General features: G+C 68.7%; 21 protein-coding genes, 2 tRNA genes and 1 pseudogene. 9 read left to right on the plus strand and 15 right to left on the minus strand.

Annotation, left to right across the window (positions count from 1 at the left end; genetic code table 11):
- Positions 1-330: 330 nt before the first annotated feature.
- Positions 331-960, plus strand: a complete 630-nt coding sequence (locus NCO8_RS24140) for an AAA family ATPase (RefSeq protein WP_245655478.1) — start codon at positions 331-333, stop codon at positions 958-960.
- A gap of 117 nt (positions 961-1,077) precedes the next feature.
- Here the strand turns inward: NCO8_RS24140 and NCO8_RS24145 are convergent, their stop codons facing one another.
- Both NCO8_RS24145 and NCO8_RS24150 read right to left on the minus strand, forming a co-directional pair.
- Positions 1,078-2,028: a diacylglycerol kinase family protein gene (locus NCO8_RS24145; RefSeq protein ID WP_067642396.1), complete on the minus strand. Its 951-nt coding sequence runs from the start codon at positions 2,026-2,028 to the stop codon at positions 1,078-1,080.
- A complete protein-coding gene (locus NCO8_RS24150; RefSeq protein ID WP_157105075.1) occupies positions 2,025-3,602 on the minus strand; it encodes an FAD-binding oxidoreductase in 1,578 nt (525 codons plus the stop codon). Before NCO8_RS24150 ends, NCO8_RS24145 begins: the two co-directional genes overlap by 4 nt.
- A 243-nt stretch (positions 3,603-3,845) precedes the next feature.
- Between NCO8_RS24150 and NCO8_RS24155 the strand changes: the two genes are divergently transcribed.
- Positions 3,846-4,439 carry a TetR/AcrR family transcriptional regulator gene (locus tag NCO8_RS24155; RefSeq protein WP_067642397.1) on the plus strand — a complete coding sequence of 198 codons (594 nt, stop codon included), beginning with the start codon at positions 3,846-3,848 and terminating at the stop codon, positions 4,437-4,439.
- A gap of 18 nt (positions 4,440-4,457) precedes the next feature.
- Complete coding sequence (locus NCO8_RS24160; protein WP_067642425.1) at positions 4,458-6,017, plus strand: glycerol-3-phosphate dehydrogenase/oxidase; 1,560 nt, start codon at positions 4,458-4,460, stop codon at positions 6,015-6,017.
- A 399-nt stretch (positions 6,018-6,416) separates the two neighbouring features.
- On the opposite strand, the gene NCO8_RS24165 is transcribed toward NCO8_RS24160, so the two are convergent.
- The gene (locus NCO8_RS24165) at positions 6,417-7,052 is read right to left on the minus strand and encodes a GNAT family N-acetyltransferase (protein ID WP_084457430.1); all 636 of its coding nucleotides are present in this window, start codon (positions 7,050-7,052) and stop codon (positions 6,417-6,419) included.
- The gene (locus tag NCO8_RS24170) at positions 7,049-7,690 is read right to left on the minus strand and encodes a TetR/AcrR family transcriptional regulator (protein WP_067486218.1); all 642 of its coding nucleotides are present in this window, start codon (positions 7,688-7,690) and stop codon (positions 7,049-7,051) included. Before NCO8_RS24170 ends, NCO8_RS24165 begins: the two co-directional genes overlap by 4 nt.
- 116 nt (positions 7,691-7,806) lie before the next feature.
- Between NCO8_RS24170 and NCO8_RS24175 the strand changes: the two genes are divergently transcribed.
- Entirely contained in the window at positions 7,807-9,003 is a 1,197-nt protein-coding gene (locus NCO8_RS24175) for an FHA domain-containing protein (RefSeq protein WP_067642398.1), read from the plus strand.
- Positions 9,004-9,072: 69 nt separating this feature from the next.
- On the opposite strand, the gene mihF is transcribed toward NCO8_RS24175, so the two are convergent.
- Positions 9,073-9,387, minus strand: a complete 315-nt coding sequence (gene mihF, locus NCO8_RS24180) for an integration host factor, actinobacterial type (RefSeq protein ID WP_019045768.1) — start codon at positions 9,385-9,387, stop codon at positions 9,073-9,075.
- Positions 9,388-9,862: 475 nt separating this feature from the next.
- Here mihF and NCO8_RS24185 point away from each other — a divergent pair, with 475 nt between their 5' ends.
- Positions 9,863-10,672, plus strand: a complete 810-nt coding sequence (locus NCO8_RS24185) for a hypothetical protein (protein WP_067486980.1) — start codon at positions 9,863-9,865, stop codon at positions 10,670-10,672.
- A 78-nt stretch (positions 10,673-10,750) separates the two neighbouring features.
- Here NCO8_RS24185 and clpX read toward each other — a convergent pair whose 3' ends face one another.
- The 5 genes from clpX to NCO8_RS24210 form a co-directional block, all read right to left on the minus strand.
- Positions 10,751-12,031, minus strand: a complete 1,281-nt coding sequence (clpX, locus tag NCO8_RS24190) for an ATP-dependent Clp protease ATP-binding subunit ClpX (RefSeq protein WP_067486214.1) — start codon at positions 12,029-12,031, stop codon at positions 10,751-10,753.
- Between the two features lie 212 nt (positions 12,032-12,243).
- Positions 12,244-12,909 (minus strand): ATP-dependent Clp protease proteolytic subunit, encoded by a 666-nt coding sequence (locus tag NCO8_RS24195; protein ID WP_067486212.1) that lies wholly within the window; start codon positions 12,907-12,909, stop codon positions 12,244-12,246.
- 45 nt (positions 12,910-12,954) lie between these two features.
- Entirely contained in the window at positions 12,955-13,530 is a 576-nt protein-coding gene (locus NCO8_RS24200) for an ATP-dependent Clp protease proteolytic subunit (RefSeq protein WP_067486977.1), read from the minus strand.
- Positions 13,531-13,772: 242 nt separating this feature from the next.
- On the minus strand, positions 13,773-15,137 hold the full coding sequence (gene tig / locus NCO8_RS24205; protein WP_067642427.1) for a trigger factor: 1,365 nt from the start codon (positions 15,135-15,137) through the stop codon (positions 13,773-13,775).
- A 142-nt stretch (positions 15,138-15,279) separates the two neighbouring features.
- The gene (locus NCO8_RS24210; protein WP_067642399.1) at positions 15,280-15,801 is read right to left on the minus strand and encodes an FKBP-type peptidyl-prolyl cis-trans isomerase; all 522 of its coding nucleotides are present in this window, start codon (positions 15,799-15,801) and stop codon (positions 15,280-15,282) included.
- A gap of 162 nt (positions 15,802-15,963) precedes the next feature.
- Between NCO8_RS24210 and NCO8_RS24215 the strand changes: the two genes are divergently transcribed.
- From NCO8_RS24215 to NCO8_RS24225, 3 genes and pseudogenes are all read left to right on the plus strand, one after another.
- Positions 15,964-18,441: a phosphoketolase family protein gene (locus NCO8_RS24215; RefSeq protein ID WP_084457431.1), complete on the plus strand. Its 2,478-nt coding sequence runs from the start codon at positions 15,964-15,966 to the stop codon at positions 18,439-18,441.
- Between the two features lie 78 nt (positions 18,442-18,519).
- A pseudogene (locus NCO8_RS24220) lies at positions 18,520-19,257 on the plus strand (metallophosphoesterase); the annotation flags it as partial.
- 79 nt (positions 19,258-19,336) lie between these two features.
- Positions 19,337-19,696, plus strand: coding sequence for a hypothetical protein (locus NCO8_RS24225; protein WP_157105071.1), 360 nt, complete (start codon positions 19,337-19,339; stop codon positions 19,694-19,696).
- 3 nt (positions 19,697-19,699) lie between these two features.
- On the opposite strand, the gene fabG is transcribed toward NCO8_RS24225, so the two are convergent.
- The 3 genes from fabG to NCO8_RS24240 all read right to left on the minus strand — a co-directional run bounded on the left by fabG (position 19,700) and on the right by NCO8_RS24240 (position 20,681).
- A complete protein-coding gene (gene fabG, locus NCO8_RS24230; protein WP_067486204.1) occupies positions 19,700-20,458 on the minus strand; it encodes a 3-oxoacyl-ACP reductase FabG in 759 nt (252 codons plus the stop codon).
- 33 nt (positions 20,459-20,491) lie between these two features.
- A tRNA-Pro gene (locus NCO8_RS24235) sits at positions 20,492-20,568 on the minus strand.
- A 42-nt stretch (positions 20,569-20,610) separates the two neighbouring features.
- Positions 20,611-20,681, minus strand: a tRNA-Gly gene (locus tag NCO8_RS24240).
- 649 nt (positions 20,682-21,330) lie between these two features.
- On the opposite strand from NCO8_RS24240, the gene NCO8_RS24245 reads away from it, so the two are divergent.
- The gene (locus tag NCO8_RS24245) at positions 21,331-22,287 is read left to right on the plus strand and encodes a GGDEF domain-containing protein (protein ID WP_067486965.1); all 957 of its coding nucleotides are present in this window, start codon (positions 21,331-21,333) and stop codon (positions 22,285-22,287) included.
- 95 nt (positions 22,288-22,382) lie between these two features.
- On the opposite strand, the gene NCO8_RS24250 is transcribed toward NCO8_RS24245, so the two are convergent.
- On the minus strand, positions 22,383-23,186 hold the full coding sequence (locus NCO8_RS24250; protein ID WP_067642402.1) for an Fpg/Nei family DNA glycosylase: 804 nt from the start codon (positions 23,184-23,186) through the stop codon (positions 22,383-22,385).
- A 4-nt stretch (positions 23,187-23,190) separates the two neighbouring features.
- The gene (locus NCO8_RS24255; RefSeq protein WP_067486200.1) at positions 23,191-23,664 is read right to left on the minus strand and encodes a ribose-5-phosphate isomerase; all 474 of its coding nucleotides are present in this window, start codon (positions 23,662-23,664) and stop codon (positions 23,191-23,193) included.
- Positions 23,665-23,941: the final 277 nt, after the last annotated feature.

Here is a 23,941-nt window from a genome sequence, read left to right on the forward strand (position 1 = left end):
CCAATACCGTTTGGGTGCAAGACACCAAGCCCCCAACACAACCAGAGGCGAAGTCTTCGGTGGATGAGGGACACCGAAGACTTCGCCTCTACCGATGACTGTACCGGCGATTTTCGGGTGTTCCTCGGATACATAGCCAATTCTCAGATTCTTCCAAGCGGTGATCGGCGGCCGTTGTGAGTGTCTCCATCGACACGCGGAAACTGTTGTCCGACAGGCCGGTCGACGCGAACTCAGGGTGTTCACCGATTGCCGAATTGTCTGTTTTCCCGGATTCTGGAGAGGGTGACGCCTCCGCTCGATGCCAGCTCCCCTCCCGCCGATCGATCCGTGCCGTCCCGGACCGTCATTCCCGTCGCACTGCTGGACTTACGCGCGGACCACGTCGACGAATTGCGCTACCCTGCCACGGCGGTGCTGATTTTCGCCGGGGTGCCCGGCGCGGGGAAATCCACTGCGCTGCAGCGCCTTTTCGGCGCCGACCCGAACGCGGAGCTACCGGTGCGGACGGCAGCGGGTGCGCTGGTGCTCGATTCCAACCACGCCCGCAACCGATTGCGGCACCGCCTCGGCCGGGTGCCCTATCCCCTGTGGCGTCCGCTGGTGCACCTGGCGCATTACCGGGCGATCCGCGCGGCGCTGCTGGTCGCCGACGGACCGGTCGCCATCCACGACTGCGCGACGTTCGCCTGGAGCCGTCGCCTGATCGCGCGGTGGGCGCGCTCGGGTGAGCGCGAGGTGCACATGGTGCTGATCGATGTGCCCGCCACCCAGGCCAGGCGCGGTCAGGTCACTCGCGGCAGGCGGGTGAACATCGTCGCCTTCGGCGCGCACTGCCGCCGCTGGGAGCGCCTGATGCGCGACCTCGACGCCCGGCCGCTACCCGCGTCGTCGGTCGTCGTAGTCGACCGTCCCACCCTCACCGAGATCTCCCGGATCACCTTCGCGCCGCCCGCCTGATCGTGCTCGCCCGGTCGACGGTGCCGACCACAGGCATCGTCGACGGCATCGAACCGGGACCCGTCGTGCCTGATGGCGACACCGGTCACCGGGTGCCGACTCGCCAATCGTCCGCCGTCAGGGCACCAGCACCGTCAGTGCACCCGGCATCGCCTGCACGGTGACGGGAAGGGTGCCCGCCGGTTCACCGTCGGCGGTGGCATACCCACCCGACGCCGTGACGGTGATGCGGCGCGCGCGGTACCGCTTGGTGGAGGGGTGATCGATGCGCTTGCCCGCCGACAGGGCGGGCAGCAGGCGCGCCATCTCGAGTCGCGAGACCGCGCCGACCACCGTGATGTCGAGGTAGCCGTCGTCGGGCAGGGCGTCGGGGCACACCAGCATGCCGCCGCCGTAGGTGCGGGTGTTGCCGATGGGCGTCATCACGGCGTCGGTGTAGATCACCGCGTGCGCGTCGTCGGGGTTGTCGAGCGCGCCGGGCGCCAGACCGGACATCTCGATCTGGAACGGCAGCGTGTAGCCGCGCATGAGTTCGGCGGCGGCGGCGAAGGTGTAGCGCAGCGGTCCGCGCGGGCGGCGCATCGCGTTGGCGCGCAACGTGACTCGCGCGTCGAAACCAGCGCCGACGATGGTGGCGAACCAGGTGGGCGTGGCACCGGCGGATTCGATACGGCCCAGATCGATGGTCTTCGTGCGGCCGCGCAGCACGATCTCGGCGGCGGCGCGCGGGTCGCCGGTGGGGATGCCGAGTTCGCGGGCGAGGTCGTTGCCCGTGCCCGCGGGAACCAGCCCGAGCGGCACACCGGTGTGGGCGACGGCGGCGAGCAGCACGTTCATCAGACCGTCACCGCCCACACAGACGACCGCGTCGGGCCGCCTGGCCGGGTCGGCGATCGCGGCGGCCACCTGCTCCACCGATTCCGCCGCGCTCGGCGCCCGCACCTGTGCGACCTCGACGCCACCGGCCAGGGCTACCGCCAGGACCGCCTCGGCGACACCGTCACCGCGACCGGCACCGGAGTGCGGGTTGGTGACGAGCAATAATCGCTGTACCGAATGCTGTTTCACGGCACCAGCTTTCCAGGATTCAGCACGCCTGCGGGGTCGAGTTCGTGTTTCACCGCCCGCAGCACCTGTACGCCCAGGTCACCGACCTCGGCGCCCATCCACGGACGGTGGTCGGCGCCGACGGCGTGATGGTGGGTGATGGTGGCACCGGCCGCCATGATGGCGTCGCCCGCGGCGGTCTTGGCGACGCGCCACTGCGCGATCGGATCCTCGAGCTGCTTGGCGACGACGGTGAAGTACAGCGACGCACCGGTCGGGTAGGTGTGCGAGATGTGACACATCACCAGCGCGGGCGTGCCCTGGCCGGTGAGCGAATCCGACAGCGCGGCCGTCACTTTCGCCTTCAGGTTCGCCAGGTTCGACCAGCTGGTCGCGGTTTCCAGCGTCTCGCACAGCACCCCGACATCGAGCAGGGCGTCACGCAGGTAGGGCGCGGCGAAACGGCCGTGTTCCCACTGTTCGGCCGGGGCGGTCCCGAGCGCGGTTCCGCCGGCGGAGCTGAGCAGTTCGCTCGCTTCGGCGCTGCGGGCCGCGACGTGGGCGGCGGTGCCCTCAAAGGTCGTCACCGCAAGGCAGCCGGAGACCGGCGCACCGCCGATATCGCTCGAGCGGGCCAGGTTCAGGCCGGTCTCGGCCTCGTCGGACAGGCGAAGCACCGTCGGCGCCGCACCCGTCTGCACGACGGTGCGCAGGGCGGCCGCGCCGGTGGCGAAGTCGGGGAACGACCAGGCCTGGTAGGCGGTGGTTTCGGGGATCGGGTGCACCCGCACGGTGACCGAGGTGATCACGCCGAGCGTCCCCTCGGACCCGACGAACAGTTCGCGCAGGTCGGGCCCGGCCGCCGAGGCGGGCGCGCGGCCGAGATCGAGGGTGCCCCTCGGAGTGGCGACCACCAGTCGCTGGACCATGTCGTCGAAGCGGCCGTAGCCCGCCGACGCCTGCCCCGACGACCTGGTCGCGGCGAACCCGCCGATGGTGGCGAATTCGAAACTCTGCGGGAAATGCCCGAGCGAAAGACCGTGTGCCGCAAGTAGTTTCTCCGCCTGCGGGCCGGTGAGCCCGGCACCGAGGGTGGCGGTGCCACTCACCGCGTCCACGTCGGTGAGGGTGTCGAGCCTGCGCAGGTCGAGCGCGATCACGGTGGGGAATCGGCCGCGCACCGGGTCGACGCCGCCGACCACACTGGTGCCGCCACCGAAGGGCACCACCGCGATGCCGTGCGCGGAGCAGTACCGCAGTACGGCCAGCACCGCGTTGTGGTCGGCGGGCGCGACGATCGCGTCGGGCGCGTCCTGCGGGCGGGTGTCGCGGCGGCGCAGCAGGTCGAGGGTGCTCTTCCCGCCGGCATGCCGCAGCCGGTCGATGTCGTCGGTGCTGACGTGCTCGGCACCGACCAGGGCAGCGAGGTCCGCGCGGGTGCTGGCGGTGAGCGTGCTCGCGACCAGCGGCACGTCGCCCTCGTCGCGTCGTGCCGCCGGCTCACCCGAGATCCCGAAGACCTGGGTGAGCAGGCCGCGGATCTGCGCCGACAGGGGTTGATGTCCGGCGGGCACACCCCAGGCGTCCCACACCATACTCGGCCGTTCGGCCGTCGATCCGGACATTTCGCTGTTCAACTCGACCATGCGTTACATCCTGACATATAGTGTCAAGCAGTAACTACACGAGATCTCCTCGAGTCGGCCTCTACCCAGTTGTCGGATGTCACTGCCGCGAATTCGCGGCGACGAACCCACCGGCGCGCTCGATACCCTTGGGCGTTCCGGCCAGACCACGGCGCTCACCACGGCGTCGTCGACACCATGGGGGTGTACAGGATGATCGACCTCGCGGCTCGAGCCGACCAGCGGCTTTCGCCTACCGATATGGCGATTCTCGATGCCGCGCGGGCCTGCGTCGTCGATTTCGGGGTGCGCCGCACCACGCTCACCGAAGTGGCACGCCGCGCCGGTGTGAGCAGGCCGACGGTGTACCGGCGGTGGCCGGACACCGGCTCGCTCATCGCGGAACTGCTGGTGCGCGAGCTGCGCACCATCGTCGCCGAGACCATGCCCGACACCGGCCTCGGCCTCGACCGGCTGGTGCGCGGCATCGTGGCGGGTGCGGCGGCGGTGCGGGCGAACGCGGTGTTCGCCAAGATCTTCCGCACCGACACCGACCTCATGCTCACCTACGTGTTCGGCAGGCTCGGGCGCAATCAGCGCACGCTCATCGAACTGTTCGCCACCGCGATCCGGATCGGCCAGGAGGACGGGTCGATCCGGGCGGGCGAGCCCGAGCAGCTGGCCGCCATGCTGCTGCTCATCGCCCAGTCGGCGGTGCAGTCGGCGGGCACGATGGCGCCGTTGCTCGAGGGTGCGCAGTTCGACACCGAGCTGGCGAGGGCGATCGAGGGTTACCTGCTTCCCTGAACCCCGACAAGGATTGTGATGACTGCTGATTCACCCACCGCGCTCGACGCGGCTCGCCGCACCGCCGACCTCGCCGCGCTCGGCGACCACCCGGAGGTGGATGTGGTGGTGATCGGCGCGGGTGTCACCGGTGCCGGTGCCGCGCTCGACGCCGCCGCGCGCGGCCTGCGCACCCTGCTGGTGGAGCGCAACGACTTCGCCTTCGGCACGAGCCGCTGGAGTTCCAAGCTCGTGCACGGCGGGTTGCGCTACCTGGCGAGCGGGCGGGTCGGCATCGCCCACGAGAGCGCGGTCGAACGCGGCATCCTGCTGCGCACCACGGCACCCCATCTGGTGCGCCCGCTCCCCCAGCTCGTTCCGTTGCTGCCCGGTATGGGTGCGGCTCAGAGTTCGCTGATCCGGGCTGGTTTCGCCGCCGGTGACGCGCTGCGGGTGGCGGCACGCACCCGGGCCGCGATCCTGCCGCGATCGCGAAAGGTCGCCGCCGCAGAGGCATTGCGGCTGGCGCCGACCGTGCGCCGTGACGGCCTGCGCGGCGGATTGCAGGCGTGGGACGGGCAGCTCGTCGACGACGCCCGCCTCGTCGTCGCCCTGGCTCGCACGGCGGCCGGTGAGGGCGCGACCGTGCTCACGCGCATGGAAGCCGTTGCAGCCGACGGCAATTCGGTGCGACTACGCGATACGCGAACCGGCGAGGAGCTGACCGTTCAGGCCCGCGCCGTCGTCAACGCGACCGGCGTGTGGGCGGGCGAGGTCGACAGCAGCATCGAACTGCGCCCGAGCCGCGGCACCCACCTGGTGTTCGACGCCGCCGCCTTCGGCGGGCTCAGCGCGGCACTGACCGTGCCCGTGCCCGGCAGCATCAGCCGCTTCGTGTTCGCCCTGCCCGCCGCCCACGGCCGCGTCTACCTCGGCCTCACCGACGAGGACGCCCCCGGCCCGATCCCCGACGAGCCCCAGCCCACCGAAGCCGAGGTCGACTTCCTGCTCGACACCATCAACACCGCGCTGCGGGAGCCGCTGACGCGCAAGGACATCCGTGGCCGCTTCGCCGGGCTGCGGCCCCTGCTGAAGACCGCCGACGACAGCACCGCCGACATCTCCCGCGAGCACGCCGTGCTCACCGCACCCGACGGGCTCATCACCGTCGTCGGCGGCAAGCTCACCACCTACCGGCGCATGGCGCAGGACGTGGTCGACGCCGCGATCGCTCAGGCGGGCCTATCGGCCGCGCCCTGCCGCACCACCCGACTCCCCCTGGTCGGCGCGGTGTCCGGCGCTGCCCGCGACCGCATCGACGCCCCACCGGTCCTGATCGAGCGTTACGGGCACGAAGCGGGCGCCATCGTCTCGGCTTGGCTGGCCGACCCGGCCCTCGCCGAACCCGTCGCCCCCGGAATCGACGTCACCGCCGCCGAATTCGACTTCGCCATCACCCATGAGGGCGCCGAAACGGTCGACGATCTCCTCGACCGCCGCACCCGCATCGGCCTGGTCCCCACCGACCACGCCGCCGCGACCCCGGCCGCCGAAGCCGCCCTCGCCCGCAACGCCGCGATCATCGGACGTCGCTCGTAAGCCGCCCGACTCCGGAAGCGGCCTTCGACCGCGTAGCCCTGCACGAAGCGGCCACAGGCAGCCGGCCGCCTCGGGGCCGCAGGTGCTGCGTGGCCAATTCGGCTCGGCGTGCGAACGCTGATCCGCAACCGCGCCCGGCACCGGCACTTCGGAGACTCGGCCCCGCGCGGTGTAAGCCTTCGGATGAGTCGCAGTCGGCCGTAGGGACACGTCGGCACCCCAGCGCGGCCTGTGCCTTCGACCGCTACACCGACTCGAGGAGCCAGGGCCGGCGCAAGGCCACGCATTGCGAATAGGGCGCAGGACAGTCGCACACCCGCCGCCTGGACGCAGCGCCGGCGGACGGGTGGCGACTGGTGATGCGGGCCGGCACCACCGACTCGGACCCCCAACGACGGGTCAGTCGTACACCCAGCCCCTCAGATCGACGCGCATGCACGCGCGCGGCCATTCGTCGAGGCCGTTGGCGGATTCCTCGGCGCGGACAGCGCGCAGGCCAGGTGGTTCGTCGTCGACCGGGATGTAGGTGAAGCCGAGCCGCTCGTAGTAGGGACCGTTCCAGGGGACCTCGGTGAAGGTGGTGAGGGTGAGTTCGTGCAGGCCCTGGGATTTCGCCCAGGTGACGGCGTGGTCGATCAGGCTCTTGCCGATCCGCAGACCGGCGTAGGCGGGGTCTACCGACACCTGGTCGATGTGCGGTTGCCCGTCGACGATGCCGAGCAGCAGGTAACCGATCGGTTCGTCCTGCGCATCGGGCCACACCCAGGCGCGTTCGCCGACGAGGAACTCGCGCAGCAGTTCCGCCGACGGCGGCTCGTCCTCGGCGACGGCGACCATGCCGATCTCGGCGAACGGCGCACCGGCGCGACGTTCGATCTCCTGCAGCGTGGCGATATCGCGTTCGCGGGCCGGCCGGATCGGTCCGCCCGGCCGGACGAGCTCGCCGACCCGGATCGGTTCACGTCGCTGAACGGGGCCGCCCGGTGCGATGGGATAGCCGGTAACCAGCGCGGGTACGTGCTCGAGGCCGGTCATCGCACCTCCACGGGGGTGGCGAGGATGCCGTTGAGCAGCGCGTTCAGTGCCCACCGGGTGCGGGCGGCGGCGTCGCCCGCCAGGTGCTCGCGGGCGGCGGTGATGTTCGGGTAGCTCCGGGCGGGCAGGCCGGCGAGACGGCGCGAGACGGTCGTGTCGTCGTAGACGGCCCGCTCGGCGGCCGCGGCGGTGATGTGCGGGTACAGCAGGTCGACGGCCCAGGCGGCCCTGGCCGGGTCGAGCCCGCCCTCGCGCAGCAGGCCGAGCAACTGCTCGACCAGCCCGAGCGCGCGACCGGTGGACCGGGCGAACGCGACGAGCGCGAGACCTTCGTGGCGGCCGAGCGCGTCGACGGCCGAGGTGACGAGGGCTTCCAGGCGCTCGCGCCAGTCGCCGTGGGTAGGTGTCGGCACGGCGGCCAGGACGTGGTCGAGCATGCCCGTCATCAGGTCGTCGCGATTGGCGACGTAGACGTAGAGCGAGGCGGCACCGGTATCGAGTTCCTGCGCCACCCGGCGCATGGTGAGCGCGGCCGATCCCTCGGAGTCGAGGATGCGCAATCCGGTCTCGATGACGATGTCACGACTCAGTGGAGCTTTCGCCGGTCTGGCCCGGCGACTGACGGGTGCGGCATTCATGGCAGGTAATCCTACTCGCCACCCGAACGTCGTTTGCGACGAACAATGTTCGCGAGACCGTCCGGTCAGTTTGCGAAGCCTGCGACAACCCGCTTCCGAGCCCGCCGTGTCCCTCTATGCTGGCAGTGACCCCGTCCGACAAGGAGGCGTTGATGCGCGCGCATTCGTCCACCGTGGCAATCGTGCCCGGTACCGGAATCGTCGCTCGGTTCGGCGATGTCGTGGTCTATCTGGCCGGCGAGACACCGTCGACCGACCGGTTACTCGGTGCGGTCGAGACCGTCGCGCTCAACACCACAGCCTCGGCACCCGGTGCGGCACTCGCCCAGCGGCTGGCCGGGGTGGTGTTCGGCGGCGCGTCGGCGCCACCGCCGTTCGGTGTTCTCGCTCCCACCGCCGACGGGATCCTGATCTTGTTGCGCGGCACCGTGATCGCGGAGGTCTCCGGCGCCGAGGGCAACCGCCGCCTGGCCGGGGATCGCGCCTTCACCTGGGTCGACGAGATCATTCGCGAACCGGTCCGCCGCATCGCCATCGGCGCCGAGATGGCCGACCCGACCAGCGCCAACCCGCGAACGGATCTGCGCGCGGGCATCGTCAACGGCAACGGTTTCGTGCTCAACCTGGGCCGTCGGCGCGGTCCCGCACCGCGCCGGGTGGAGGCGATCGACGAACCACCACCCACCGAGGCCACCGGTTTCCAGGCGGTGCGCCCGCGCAGCGAGGGCGAGCCCGCCGCGGCTCAGCCGTCGACCAGTGGTTTCGCCGTGGCCGACGAACCGGTGACGAGCATTCCGGACGGTGAGACCGTGAGTGTGGGTGCTCGGCCCGATTCCGGCGAGGGCGCCACCGTGAGCACCGGTCCGCGCAATTCCCCCGCCGCGCATGCACCGCTGGCCTGGTCACAGGCGATCGACGCCGCCAAGCGTGCCGAGCCGGTGGGGCTGCGCAAAAACCAAGAGCACCTGGGCAATTCGACCAGTCCGCGGGGCGCCTTGGTCACCGAGGACGGTCTGAGCTATCCCCTCGACCGGCCATATGTACTGGGCCGCAACCCCTCTGGCGACAATTCCGTTCGCCAGTCCGCTGCCACGCCGATCCTGATCGAACGCGATCGGCTGGTCTCGCGGGTTCACGCCTTCGTCGACCCCGACCGGGGCAAGGTGTTCGTCCGCGAAGCGCCCGCCACCTCAGGCACCTATTTCGCCGCCCCCGACAGCGACCGGTGGTCGCGGGTCGGCACCCTCCCGATCGAACTGCAGCCGGGCTGGCGCCTGCGTATCAATGATTTCCTGCTGACCTACTGCGTCTGAGCTCCGCGAGCCCGAGACCATCCCGACGCCCGTGCGTGGTGCACCACGGGCGCCGGATCACGATCCGGCTCAGGCCTCGAGGGCGTCGAGCAGTGCCGCGCGCTGGCGTGCACCGAGACCACCGATACGACGATCCTCGGGGATCTCGGCCTGATCCATCAGCTTGGCCGCCTTCACCGGGCCAACGCCCGGCAGCGCCTTGATCACGGCCGCGACCTTGGTCTTCTTGACCAGGTCGTCGCTGTCGGCCTTCTTGAGCAGATCGGCGACGGTGACCTTGCCCTCCTTCACCTTGCCGATCAGTTCCGAGCGCGCCTTGCGCACGGCAGCCGCTTTGGCCAACGCCTCGGTGCGCTGTTCGGCGGTCATCGTAGGCAGTGCCATGTCTCCTCCGCTTCCACTCGTCACTCGAACATCTGATTGACGGACCGAGTAAACAGCACGAAATCAGCAGCATCAGTCCGACACACCGCGAGGATACGCCGATGAGTTTTGCGAGGTGAGCACGTCTTAATGGGTGAACGCCCTGCAAGGCGGACGAAAAGGACGAAACGAAAGTTTCCTAACACCAGGTAACACGCTGATGACCGGCAGCGACATCATCAACAGAAGCACCGAACGGGACAAAGGTTCAACGGCGAACCACGGAGGATCAACGAAGCTCCTCGGCAACCGGGCGCGAACGATGCGAATCGTTCGTCACCGTGTCCACGACGGCCGCTGAAACAGCTACACAGTTGTGCGCCAGAAGTTTCCGGCATCCGCATGTTCGATCGACCCGGACCTCGGATGTGCCTCGGGCGCCTCGATGCGCAACAATGACGCGACCAGGCGAACCCTTTTGCACACTGGAGTTGCGATGCGCGAGGAACACCCGCTCGATGACGAAGTCCTCGCGTTGCCCGTCCGGGTGGAACGTGCCCGGCAACGCATCACCTATCAATCCGACCCGGCCCTGACCGACGCGCTCTCGGAAGACGAACTGCGCGCCGAACGCGAGCTGGCCGAGAAGATCCGCACCTACGAGCGCGATCAGCGCTGGAAGCAGATCAAAGCCGCCTCGACGCACGCCGACCGCCTGCGCGAGACGACCGCCGAGCTCGAACGAGCCGAGATGGCCGACCTCATGCTCGCCCGCAAGGCCATCGCCGCGCAGCGCCGCGAATCCAACCCGCGCGCCCGGCTGGCCTCCCTCTACCAGCACCGAACCTGGTCGTTGCGCGCGCTGGCGGGCGTGGTGATCGCGGGCATGCTGTGGTCGGCGGTGAACGTGCAGCACAACATCGCCCCCGGCGGCCCGAGCGACCCGCTGTTCTGGGCGAGTTTCGGCCTGGAGGCGATGATCAGCGTCTGCCTGGTCATCATCATGATCGGCACCACCCGGGTCTCGGAGTGGGGCGTGATGGGCAACCGCACCCAGGTGTTCGTCGCCGAGGGTTTCCTGCTCGCGCTCACCATCGCCCTCAACACCTACCCGCATCTGAGCGCGGGCAACTGGTACGACGCCGCGGTGCACGCGGTGGCCCCGGTGATGATCGGTGTGGCCCTGCTCATCCACAATGCCGCCAGCGCGCGCTACAGCACCGCCATCGCCCGCGCCTCGGCCGAGATCCCCGCCGAGGACGACGAGGACATCGTGTCGGCGGCGCCGTCGTTCCGCGACAACTGACCCACCGCGACAACCCACCACACAGCACAGCGCCCGCCGGATCGGATCCGGCGGGCGCTGTGGTGTTCGGGGGACGGCCTAGGCCGACTTGTCGCGACGCTCCGTGCGCTGGGCCTTGCGCGGCACGATGGTCGGCAGAACGTTCTCGGTGACGGTGTCGGCGTTCACGACCACCTTGGCGACGTCGTCGCGGCCCGGGATGTCGTACATCACCGGCAGCAGGACTTCCTCCATGATCGCCCGCAGACCACGCGCACCGGTGCCGCGCAGGATGGCCTGATCGGCGACCGCTTCGAGGGCGTCGGGGGTGAACTCGAGGTCGACACCGTCCATCTCGAACAGGCGAACGTACTGCTTGACCAGCGCGTTCTTCGGCTCCGAGAGAATCTTGACCAGCGATTCCTTGTCCAGGTTCGTCACCGAGGCGACGATCGGCAGCCGGCCGATGAACTCGGGGATCAGACCGAACTTGATCAGGTCCTCGGGCATCACGTCGGCGAAGTGGTCGTCGGTGTCGACCTCGGCCTTGGAGCGCACCTCGGCGCCGAAACCGATACCGCGGTGGCCGGTGCGATCGGAGATGATCTTCTCCAGGCCCGCGAACGCGCCCGCCACGATGAACAGCACGTTGGTGGTGTCGATCTGGATGAATTCCTGGTGCGGGTGCTTGCGTCCGCCCTGCGGCGGCACACTCGCCTGCGTGCCTTCCAGAATCTTCAGCAGCGCCTGCTGCACACCCTCACCGGAGACATCGCGGGTGATCGACGGGTTCTCGCTCTTGCGAGCGATCTTGTCGACCTCGTCGATGTAGATGATGCCGGTCTCGGCGCGCTTCACGTCGTAGTCGGCGGCCTGGATGAGCTTGAGCAGGATGTTCTCGACGTCCTCACCGACGTAACCGGCTTCGGTGAGCGCGGTGGCGTCGGCGATGGCGAACGGCACGTTCAGCATCTTGGCCAGCGTCTGCGCGAGATAGGTCTTGCCGCAACCCGTGGGGCCGAGCATCAAGATGTTCGACTTCATCAGCTCGACGGCCTCACCCCGGCTGTCGCGACCCTTGTCGCCCGCCTGGATGCGCTTGTAGTGGTTGTAGACCGCGACGGCGAGGGTCCGCTTGGCGGTGTCCTGGCCGATCACGTAGTTCTCGAGGAAATCACGGATCTCCGAGGGCTTGGGCAGCTCGTCGAGCTTGACCTCGCTCGACTCGGCCAGCTCTTCCTCGATGATCTCGTTGCAGAGATCGATGCACTCGTCGCAGATATAGACCCCAGGGCCCGCAATGAGCTTCTTGACCTGCTTCTGGCTCTTTCCGCAGAACGAGCACTTGAGCAGATCGCCGCCGTCTCCGATGCGCGCCATCTCGTAGGTCCCTACTTCCTATGTCCGAGTGCGACCCTCGTCCTCCGATTGGGCCGGAATACGTTTCGGTGCCGACAATCAGAGCAATGGTCCCTGAGTCGACCGTACCTGCTGTGCGCGAGCCAGGTCGACAACTCGCGCATGTTCGATGTGTTGGGTTGTAGCAGAAAACCGGGTCCGCCGCCGGGTAGCAGGCGACGGACCCGGGCGTGTCACTTCTGTCCGCTGAGCTTGCGGTAGTCGAAGACCTGGTCGACGATGCCGTATTCCTTGGCTTCCTCGGCGGTCAGGATCTTGTCACGGTCGGTGTCCTTGCGGACCTGCTCCTCGGACTTGCCGGTGTGCCGCGAAATCGTGACCTCCATGAGACGGCGCATCCGCTCGATCTCGGCGGCGGCGATCTCGAGGTCGGACACCTGACCCTGCACGCCGCCCGAGGACGGCTGGTGGATCAGGATGCGCGCGTTGGGCAGCGCGGCACGCTTGCCGGGCGCACCGGCGGCCAGCAGCACAGCGGCGGCCGAGGCCGCCTGGCCGAGGCACACCGTCACCACGTCGGGGCGCACGTACTGCATGGTGTCGTAGATCGCCATCAGCGCGGTGAACGAGCCACCGGGCGAGTTGATGTACATGGTGATGTCACGATCGGGATCCTGCGACTCCAGCACGAGCAGCTGGGCCATGATGTCGTTGGCCGAGACATCGTCGACCTGGTTGCCCAGGAAGATGATGCGCTCCTCGAACAGCTTGTTGTACGGGTCGGAGGTCTTGACGCCGAACGAGGTCTGCTCGGTGAACTGCGGCAGGATGTAGCGCGACTGCGGGTTGGCGGCGGCAGCGCCACCCAAGCCTGCGCGCGGGTCGATCAGATTGGCCATGGTTGTCTCCAGGGTCGAGTCGAGTGTGTCGGTGCGCGGCGTGGGTTACTTCGTCTGGTTCGCGTGGCTGACCACGTGGTCGATGAAGCCGTATTCGAGGGCTTCCTTCGCCGTGAACCAGCGGTCGCGGTCCGCGTCCTCGGTCACCTGCTCGACCGACTTGCCGGTGTGCAGCGCCTGCAGCTCGTTGAGCTCGCGCTTGGTGTGCGCGAACTGCTCGGCCATGATCGCGATGTCGGCGGCCGAACCACCGATACCGGCCGACGGCTGGTGCATCATGATCCGGGTGTGCGGCAGCGCGAAACGCTTGCCCTTGGTTCCCGCGGTGAGCAGGAACTGACCCATCGACGCGGCCAGGCCCATCGCGACGGTCCTGATGTCACACTCGGCGAACTGCATCGTGTCGTAGATCGCCATGCCCGCGGTGACCGAACCACCAGGGGAGTTGATGTAGAGGGAGATGTCCTTGGTCGAGTCCTCGGCCGAGAGCAGCAGGATCTGCGCGCAGATCTTGTTGGCGATCTCGTCGTCGACCTGGGTGCCAAGGAAGATGATGCGCTCGCGCAGCAGCCGCTCGTACACGGAATCACTGAGGTTGAGACCAGCAGTAGCGGCTGTCATGACCCCTGCCTGGTTGATTGTCACGGATACCTGCCTTCTCTTCTCACCGATTGCAAACGGCCTACGGTTCGTCGTCGTCTCAAACACTAACGAAACAGGGCGGCACCGAACTCCCGGTACCGCCCTTCTTCGCTCAGAGCGCAATCTCGCTGCGCTCGATTCCCCTCTGCGCGAGGCGCGCTGCACCGTTGGTTCGGTCGCTGCGCTCCCTCACGTGCGCAATCAAATCACGCCGGGAAAACTTACTCAGCAGCGGCTTCGCCCTGCTCGGTCTCGGCGGAATCCGCAGCGTCACCGAACATTTCGGTGGTGTCGACCTCGTTGCCGTCGGTGTCGGTGACCTTGACCTGACCGACAACTCCGGCCAGCGCCTTGCCGCGGCGCACGTCGGCGAACACCGCACCCAGCTGACCGGCCTGCTGCACCTGCTGGATGAACTGCTCCGGCGACATACCGTAGCGCTGAGCCTGGAACAGGATGCGCTCGGTGAGCTCCTGCTGGCCCACCTGGGTGCCCTCGGCCTCGGCGATGGCATCCAGCAGCAGCTGGGTCTTCACCGACTTCTCGGCGGCTTCCAAGGTGTCCTTGTCGAACTCCTCGCGGGAGGAGCCCTGCGCCTCGAGCGCCTCGGCCAGCTTGGCCTCGTCGTGGTCGAAGCCGTGCACGGCGTCGTGCAGCACCGCGTCGACCTCGGCCTTGACGACGGCCTCGGGCAGCGGAACCTCGACGGTCTCGAGCAGGGTGTCGAGCACCTTGTCGCGGATCTGACCGGCCTGCTCGATCTTCTTGGTGCGCTCGACGCGGCCCTTCAGGTCTTCCTTGAGCTCGTCGATGGTGTCGAATTCGCTGGCCAGCTGGGCGAATTCGTCGTCGGCCTCGGGCAGCTCGCGCTCCTTGACCGACTGCACGGTCACGGTGATCACGGCTTCCTTACCGGCGTGCTCGCCCGCCACCAGGGTGGAGGTGAACTCAGCGGACTCGCCGGCCTTCAGGCCGATGACGGCCTCGTCGAGGCCCTCGATGAGCTGACCCGAACCGACCTCGTGCGACAGGCCGGTGGTGGCGGCCTCGGGCACGTCCTCGCCGTCGACGGTGGCCGACAGGTCGATCGAGACGAAGTCGCCGTCCTGCACGGCCCGCTCGACACCGGTCAGGGTGCCGAAGCGCTGACGCAGCGAGGTGAGCTGCTGCTCGATGTCCTCGTCGCCGATGGTGAAGGAATCGACGGTGACCTCGATGCCCGAGTAGTCGGGCAGGGCGATCTCCGGGCGCACGTCGACCTCGGCGGTGAAGGCCAGCTCGTCGCCGTCCTCGATCTTGGTGATCTCGATCTCGGGCTGGCCGATGACCTTCACCTCGCCGGCCTGCACGGCCTCGGCGTACTTGTTCGGCAGCGCGTCGTTGACGACCTGCTCGAGCACGGCGCCACGGCCGACGCGGGTCTCGATCAGCTTGGCCGGGGCCTTGCCGGGACGGAAGCCGGGGATCTTCACCTGCTGGGCCAGCGCCTTGTACGCCTTGTCGAAGTCGGGCTTCAGCTCCTCGAAGGGCACCTCGACGTTGATCCGGACCCGGGTCGGGCTCAGCTGCTCGACGGTGCTCTTCACGGACATGCTCCTTGGTTCGTAGTTCATGGTGGTGGCCCCCGCATGGGGCGTCGCGCCCTGAGTCGGTGCGGACGCACGCATCCCGACCAGGGTAGTTGACCGCACGCGCGGTCGTGCAATCGGCGGTTGGTTGCGGTGGCGGCTAGCTGCCGACCTGCACCGCGTCGGTGACGAAGACCAGTGTCTCGTTGGGCGCGACGCCGTTGCCGCCTTCGCCGTAGCCGAGATCCGGCGGCACGATGAGCAGCCTGCGCGCACCCTGCTGCACACCGAGCAGGCCCTTGTCCCAGCCTTCGATGACCTGGCCCGCGCCGAGCGTCAGGTCGAAGGGCGCACCGCGCTTGAACGAGCTGTCGAGGGTCTGCTTGTCCGACCAGGTGACCAGCGCGTAGTTCATGGTGAGTGGCTGCATGGCCACCGCGCCGGGTCCGGTGCCGGGCACCAGGTCCTTGACGAGCAGCGACTTGGGCGGGGTGCAGTCGTCGGGGATGGTGATCTCCGGCGGGTCACCGAAACCGCCCGCCACCTTGATGTCCTCGGCGATGCATTCGCGCGTCGGTGCCGCCTTGGATTCGGCCGATCCGCTGTCGGACCCGCATGCCGCGCTGACGAGGGCGGCGAGGGCGACCAGTCCGGTCCCGATGATCCTGGGGAGAGAAGCCATGGCCCGCACAGTAGTGGAGCGCGGGTCCGGCGGTGCGAACCGGCACGACCGGTAGGCTCGGCACTGCGTTTCTCCACCGGCGCCGCCGGGTGTCCTCCGGCGCGCCGACCAGTCCGGCGGCGGGCGACGCCGCAGCTCAGGCGAGTGCGAGGAGAGTCTGCGATGACCCGGCTCAGCAACAGCGAGGGCGATACCGCCGCCGACAATGTGGGCGGCGGAGGCGAAGGCGAATCCATTGCCCCCCACCCCTATTCACTCACCACAACCCCAGGTCCGCTGACCAGCGAGGAGTTGATCGCGGTCGACACGTGGTGGCGGGCCGCGAACTATCTCGCGGTCGGCCAGATCTACCTGATGCGCAACCCGTTGCTGCGCGAGCCGCTGCGTTCCACCGACATCAAGCCGCGCCTGCTCGGCCATTTCGGCACGGTGCCCGGCCTGAATCTGGTGTGGGCGCACGCGAATCGGGTGATCCGCGCACGCGACCTGAACGCCGTCTTCGTCGCGGGCCCCGGCCACGGCGGGCCCGGTCCGAACGCCTGCGCGTGGCTCGAGGGCGCCTACGCCGAGCTCTACCGCGACATCCCCCGCGACGCCGACGGTATGCGCCGGTTGTTCCATCAGTTCTCGTTTCCCGGCGGCGTCCCGAGCCATTGCGCCCCCGAGACCCCCGGCTCCTTCCACGAGGGCGGTGAGCTCGGCTATTCGCTGCTGCACGCCTACGGCGCCGCGCTGGACAACCCCGATCTCACGGTGTTCTGTGTGATCGGTGACGGCGAGGCCGAGACCGGGCCGCTGGCGGGCAGCTGGCACGCGAACAAATTCCTCAACGCGGCCCGCGACGGCGCGGTGGTGCCGATCCTGGCGCTCAACGAGTACAAGATCGCCAATCCGACCATCCTCGCGCGCATCCCCCGTGATGAGCTCATCGAACTGCTGCGCGGGTACGGCTACGAACCGCTGATCGTGTCGGGCAACGATCCGTCGCGGGTGCATCAGAAGATGGCCGCCGCCATGGACGCCTGTCTCGACCGGATCGCCGGGTTCCAGCGGGCCGCGCGCGAGGACGGCGACACCACCCGCCCGCGCTGGCCGATGATCGTGCTGCACACGCCGAAGGGCTGGACCTGTCCCCCGGTGGTCGACGGCGAGCGGGTCGAGGGCACCTTCCGCGCCCACCAGGTCCCGTTGCCCGCGGCGCGCACCGACCCGGAACACCGGCGGGTGCTCGAGGAATGGTTGCGGTCGTATCGGCCCGAGGAACTCTTCGACGAAGCGGGCAGGCCGGTTCGCGCCCTGCTCGACCGGATTCCCGATCGGCCGATGAGCCTCAATCCGGTGGCCAACGGCGGGCTGTTGGTCCGCGATCTCGACCTGCCCGACTGGCGCGAATACGGCGTGCCGGTGGAGCGGCCGGGGGCGAGCAGACACGAACCGACCAGGGTGCTCGGCGGCTGGCTGCGTGACGTCACCGCCCGCAACCCACACAACTTCCTGACCTTCGCGCCCGACGAACTCGCCAGCAACCGGTTGCAGGACATCCTCGAGGTGACCGGCCGCGATTGGCAGGCCGAGGTCGGTCGCTGGGATGTGGCGTTGTCACCGACCGGCCGCGCGGTCGAGGTGCTGTCCGAACACATGTGCCAGGGGTTGCTCGAGGGCTATCTGCTCACCGGCCGCCACGGCGTGTTCACCTGCTACGAGGCGTTCATCCACATCGTCGACGCCATGTTCAACCAGCACGCCAAGTGGCTCGACGCCAGCCTCGCCGTGCCGTGGCGACGCCGCATCCCGAGCCTGAACTACCTGCTGAGTTCGCACGTGTGGCGCCAGGACCACAACGGCTTCACCCATCAGGACCCGGGTTTCCTCGATGTGGTGGTGAACAAGAGCCCCGAGATCGTCCGGGTGTATCTGCCGCCCGATGCCAACACCCTGCTGTCCACCTACGACCACTGCCTGCGTTCGCTGCATTACGCGAACGTGGTGGTCGCGGGCAAACAGCCCGGGCCGGACTGGCTTTCGGCGCCGGAAGCCGCCGTGCACTGCGCGCGCGGCGTCGGCATCTGGGAGTGGGCCGGGCACAACGACGACCAGGGCACCACCCCGGATGTGGTGCTTGCCTGCGCGGGCGACGTCCCCACGCTGGAGACGCTCGCCGCCGCCGCGATCCTGCGCGACCGCCTACCCGACCTGCGGGTGCGCGTCGTCAATGTCGTTGACCTGATGCGGCTGCTGCCGGCCGAGGAGCATCCGCACGGCCTGTCGGACGCCCACTTCGACACCCTGTTCACCACCGACCGGCCGGTGATCTTCGCCTTCCACGGCTACCCGTGGCTGGTGCACCGGCTCACCTACCGCAGGCGCAATCACGCGGGCCTGCACGTGCGCGGATACAAGGAGAAGGGCACGACGACCACCCCGTTCGACATGGTGATGCTCAACGACCTGGACCGTTTCCATCTGGTACTCGACGTGATCGACCGGGTGCCCGGGCTGCGCACGCGGGCGGCGGGTCTGCGCCAGGAGATGGTCGACGCCCGGCTCGCGGCGCGCAGCTGGACCAGGGAGCACGGCGAGGACATTCCGGCCGTCGCGAACTGGACCTGGCCGGAGGCCTCGATCCCCACTGTGACGTAACGCGGTTGCGGCACGGGTCGCGGCTGGCCGACGATGGAGGCGATGACCGAGCAACGCCGTATCGACATACTCCCGCGTGACCGCCGCGACCTCCGCGGTCCCTTCGACGTGATCGGGGATGTGCACGGCTGCCGCGCCGAACTCGAGGCACTGCTCGGGAAGCTGGGCTACGTCGTCGAGCGCGACGACAGGGGCAGGCCGGTCACGGCCGCGCACCCCGAGCGTCGCACTGCGGTGTTCGTCGGTGATCTCGTCGACCGTGGCCCCGACACGCCCGGTGTGCTGCGGCTGGTGATGGGCATGGTCGCGGCCCGTACGGCGCTGTGCGTGGCGGGTAATCACGACTACAAACTGGTGCGCGCCCTCGACGGCCGCAATGTGCGCATCGCGCACGGGCTGGAGCAGTCCCTGGCCCAGCTGGCCGACGAGGACAACGAATTCCGCGCCGCCGCACAGGCTTTCCTGCGCGAGCTGCCCGGGCACTACCTGCTCGACCGGGGCAGGCTGGTGGTCGCCCACGCGGGACTACCGGAAAGCCTGCACGGCAGCACATCCGGGCGGGCCCGCTCCTTCGCGCTCTACGGTGCGCCCACCGGTGAGGTGGACGTGCACGGTCTGCCGATCCGCTACGACTGGGCGCAGGACTATCGGGGAGCGCCGGTGGTCGTCTACGGGCACACACCCGTCACGGCGTTGCGGTGGGTCAACAACACGCTGTGCCTGGACACCGGCGTGGTGTTCGGCGGCACGCTGTCGGCCCTGCGCTACCCGGAGCTGGACACCGTCTCGGTGCCCGCCGAACAGGTCTGGTACGAACGCGCGGGTATCACACCGGTGCCCGACTAGCGCCTACCATCAGCAGCGGACGACCCGACTCATCGACGAGGAGAGGTTCATGCGCCGTAGTCTGCTCGCACTGTCCGTTCTTGCTCCACTGATGATCGCCGGTGTGGCGAGCGCCGATCCGGCGCCGCCGGGAACCGGGACACTCACCGTCCGCGCGATCACCGGTTCCGAACCGATGCCGGTCAACCGGGCCGATATCGAGGTCCGCGCCTGCGGCGCCGAGGAGGTCGTCACCACGCTGGTGAGCGGCGCCGACGGCAGCGCGAGCGTCGCGCTGCCGGACGGCTGCTACGAGGCGCGGGTGGCGACGGTGCCGGGCGGCTGCGGCCTCGCCGACACCGAACCCGTGCGGCTCACGGTCACCGCGAGCACCGAGGCACGCGCGGACTTCCGTTTCCGCTGCGCGTGAGCGTCAGTCCTTGGGACCGCCCGCCACATAGATGACCTGACCGGACACGAAGCCCGCGCCTTCGCTCACCAGGAACGAGGCGGTGTGGGCGATGTCGTCGGGCGTACCCACCCGGTTCACCGGAATCTGTGCCGCCGCAGCCTGTTTGAAGGCCTCGAAGTCGACGCCGACGCGGGCCGCGGTGGCCGCGGTCATCTCGGTCTCGATGAAACCGGGAGCGATCGCGTTGGCGGTGACACCGAATTTGCCGAGCTCGAACGCGAGGGTCTTGGTGAAGCCCTGCATGCCCGCTTTGGCCGCGGAGTAGTTGGCCTGGCCACGGTTGCCCAGCGCCGAGGTGCTCGACAGGTTGACCACGCGCCCGAACTTCGCCTCCACCATGTACTTCTGCACGGCGCGCGTCATCAGGAAGGCGCCGCGCAGGTGCACGTTCATGACGATGTCCCAGTCCTGCACCGACATCTTGAACAGCAGGTTGTCGCGCAGCACGCCCGCGTTGTTCACCAACACGGTCGGCGCGCCCAGTTCGCCGGCGATCCGTTCGACGGCCGCGGCGACGGCGTCTTCGTCGGACACATCGGCACCGACGGCCAGCGCGGTTCCCCCGGCGGCTTCGATGGCCGACACGGTGTCGGCGCAGGCGGCTTCGTCGAGGTCGAGAACGGCGACGGCGTGACCGTCGGCGGCGAGCTTCTTCGCGACAGCGGCACCGATTCCGCGTGCGGCACCGGTGACGATCGCGACCCGTGAGGTAGTGGACATGCGCGCCACCCTATCGGGGCGCGTTCGTCGTGATGGTCGGGGTGACAGGATTTGAACCTGCGACCCTCCGCTCCCAAAGCGGATGCGCTACCAAGCTGCGCTACACCCCGATACCTCGGGGCGGTTCACGCCGTCGAGGGAAGTCATGTTTGAGCGGGTGACGGGAATCGAACCCGCACCATCAGCTTGGAAGGCTGAGGTTCTACCATTGAACTACACCCGCAGGCATACGACATCGATGGGATCGCCACGATGTCGTGTGCGCCACGACTGTACCGAATCCCGCGCGCCGAACGCCAATCCGGCCCCGCGAAACGTCTCGGCGCTGCGGTGAATCCCCCTCTTTCCACGCCCGATTAGGGCCCTTAGGCCCTATTGCGGGACCACGGGTACCGGACACGATGGTGGTTGCGTCTCAGGGGACCGACGCCTGCTCCACCCGGGGGAATATAAAGGAGAATTTTCCTCGAAAACCTGGCACGGGGGCGGCGGGTAGGCCACCATAAAAGAGCGCGCGGCGGCCCGACCGGTCGGCGCGACACCTTTGCCAGGAGGGACCATGGCGACAACACGCCCACCGCCCGAAATCGGGCAACACGCTGCACGTTTCGGTGTTTCCAAAGTTTTTTCGCGAAGTGTGTAACGCCCGGGCGGCTGTAGCGATGTCATAGCCGATCGCCATTCGCGAGAGACTGCAACGCGTTCTAGAACGCGGCTTTTGAGTCTCGAGTGGCTTGCTAGGATCCTTTTTGCCGGACGGGGGTATCTGGAAAGGGGGCGGTGAGCGTGTGCCGAACTCGGCGGACCCAACCGCGTAGCAGTGCGAACGATCGAGGTGGCAAGACCGTCGCCACCTTCCGCCGGTGATGTCGATGTCCGCACACATCGAGCCACCGGTCGCCGCGATGGCCCGCGCCTGGGCCCGCGCGGTGTGTGCCGAACCGGGATCGTCCGTGGCACCGCATCAGCTGGAGCCTGTGCTCATCGAGATCGTCGAGCGCCTGCTGCACCTGGCGAGGACAGAACCGTTCCCGGTACCGCAGGCGCGCAAGCTCGGCGCACGACTGGCCGAGGCGCCGTTCGAACGGACGAGAATGCTGGCCCATGCCACCCGCTGGTTGCTCGGTTTCCCCTCGGGGGTCCCGGGTTCCCTGGTGGCGACCCGCTGGCCGCTGGTGGCCAGCCAGGCCATCGACAGCTACGCCCAGGCACTACAGGAGCGCGCACTGGCGCAACAGGAACAGAACATCTCGGCGAAGGTGTCGCTGCGCGTGCAGGAGATCGCCGCGCTGCAGCACCGCTTGCGCCACGAGGCCACCCACGACGCCCTGACCGACCTGGCGAACCGCACACTCCTGCAGGAACGGGTGCGTGCCTTCGCCGCCGACCCGACCCGTGGGGTCGGGGTGCTTGTGGTGGACCTGGACCGCTTCAAACAGATCAACGACGGCTACGGACATGCGATCGGTGACGAGGTGCTCGTGGAGCTGGCCAACCGGCTGCGCGAGGTGTGCCCGCCCGACACCGTGATCTGCCGGTACGGCGGCGACGAGTTCGTCGTGGCGGCCAATCCGCGCCGCGACACCCTGAGCGAGCTGGCGCACCGTGTGGTCGCGGCCCTGCGCGACCCGGTGTGGTCGAGCGCGGGCCCGGTGCCGGTGTCGGCCAGCGTGGGCACCGCGTTCTGCCCACCGGGAAAGACGTGCGATTTCACCGACCTGCTGCGTCGCGCCGACCGCGCGATGTATTCGGCGAAATCGGCGGGCGGGCGGCGTTTCGCCCTCGCCGAATCGGGCGACCCCGAACTGGGAACGGCGGTCGCCGGCTGAGTCCGGATCGCGAAGCCTGCACTTCGCGGCCCGGACTCGGTCGACCTTCTCTGCGCACCTCGGCCACGGTTTCGACCGTGGCCGAGGTGTTTTCGTCAGCGGGGCTGACAGACGTTGCACCAGAACAGGTTTCGGGCTTCCATCGTGCCGTGGGAGACCGGGGTGCCACAGACGCGGCACGGCTCTCCCTGGCGGCGGTAGACATAGGTGCGTGGGCGATCCTTGGCGTAGGACGGTGCGCCGCTGTCGTGTTCGGGGCGAACCACATGCATGCGGCCGGTTTCCACGCCGGTCGGCATGAGTACGACGAGATCGGCCCACAGCGCGTCCCATTCGGCCGCGGTGAGTGAGGTGCCCGGCCGGAACGGTGAAATGCCGTGCCGGAACAGCACTTCGGCGCGGTAGACGTTGCCCACGCCGGCGATCACCGACTGGTCCATCAGTAGCGCCCCGATCGCTCTGCGGGAGCGACGGATTCGTTCCCCCGCACGCTCGTGGTCGGCGTCCGGACGCAGCGGATCGGCCCCCAGGCGGGCGGTGAGCGCCTCAACCTCCGGCGGGTGCAGCACCTCGCACGCGGTCGGCCCGCGCAGGTCGGTACCGAATCCCGTCGCGGCACCGACCATCCGCATCCGCACCTGCCCCACCGGCGCGGGCATCGGCAATTCCACCTCACTGAACGTGCCGTACAACCCGAGATGCACATGCACCGTCAGCCCGGACGCATAGTGGTGCAGAAGATGCTTCCCGTAGGCCTCGGCCCGCTCCAGCACCTGCCCGTCCACCAGCGCGGCTCCATCGGCGAATCGGCCTTGCGGGCTCGAAACCCGCACCGCCGCACCAGCAAAACGCTCCTGATGCAGTCGCGCAATGCGATGAAGGGTGTGTCCTTCAGGCACTCTCTCAGTAAGCGGGGACTGCCGGGGCCTCGCCGGACTTCTCGTAGTCGGCGAGGATGTCGATGCGGCGCTGGTGGCGGGGTTCCTCCGACCAGGGCTGGGCGATGAAGGCGTCGACGATGGCGAGGGCTTCCTCGGTGGTGTGCATGCGGCCGCCGATGCCGATGAGCTGGGCGTTGTTGTGTTCGCGAGCCAGCTTGGCGGTTTCGACGCTCCAGGCGAGGGCGCAGCGGGCACCGGGGACCTTGTTGGCGGCGATCTGCTCGCCGTTGCCGCTGCCACCGAAGACCAGGCCGAGCGAGCCCGGGTCGGCGACGGTGCGCCGCGCCGCTTCGATGCAGAAGGCGGGGTAGTCGTCGAGAGCGTCGTATTCGAGGGCGCCACAGTCGACGACCTCGTGTCCGGCCTCGAGCAGATGGGCCTTGACGTGATTCTTCAGTTCGAAACCGGCATGGTCGGCACCCAGGTAAACGCGCATGGCTGCGATTGTCGCAGGCGCGCTTAGAGTCGTTTCATGCACCCGCACGAACCGCATTCACCGCATTCGGCAGGTCCCCCACCGGAGCGTTCCGGCCAACCCGCCGACCGGCCGAGCGACGCCACCCCCGCCGACCAACCCGCACCGCGGCCGGGCGAATATCCGCCGCCCCCGTGGCCGCAGGGGCAGCCGGGGTTCGCCGGGTCGTCGCCGTGGCAGCAGCCCAGCCCACCGACCGGCGCGTTTCCCGCGCCGCCCACGGGTGCGTATCCGTCTG

The sequence above is a fragment of the Nocardia coubleae NBRC 108252 genome (assembly GCF_001612805.1).
GTDB classification, from domain to species: Bacteria; Actinomycetota; Actinomycetes; order Mycobacteriales; family Mycobacteriaceae; genus Nocardia; species Nocardia coubleae.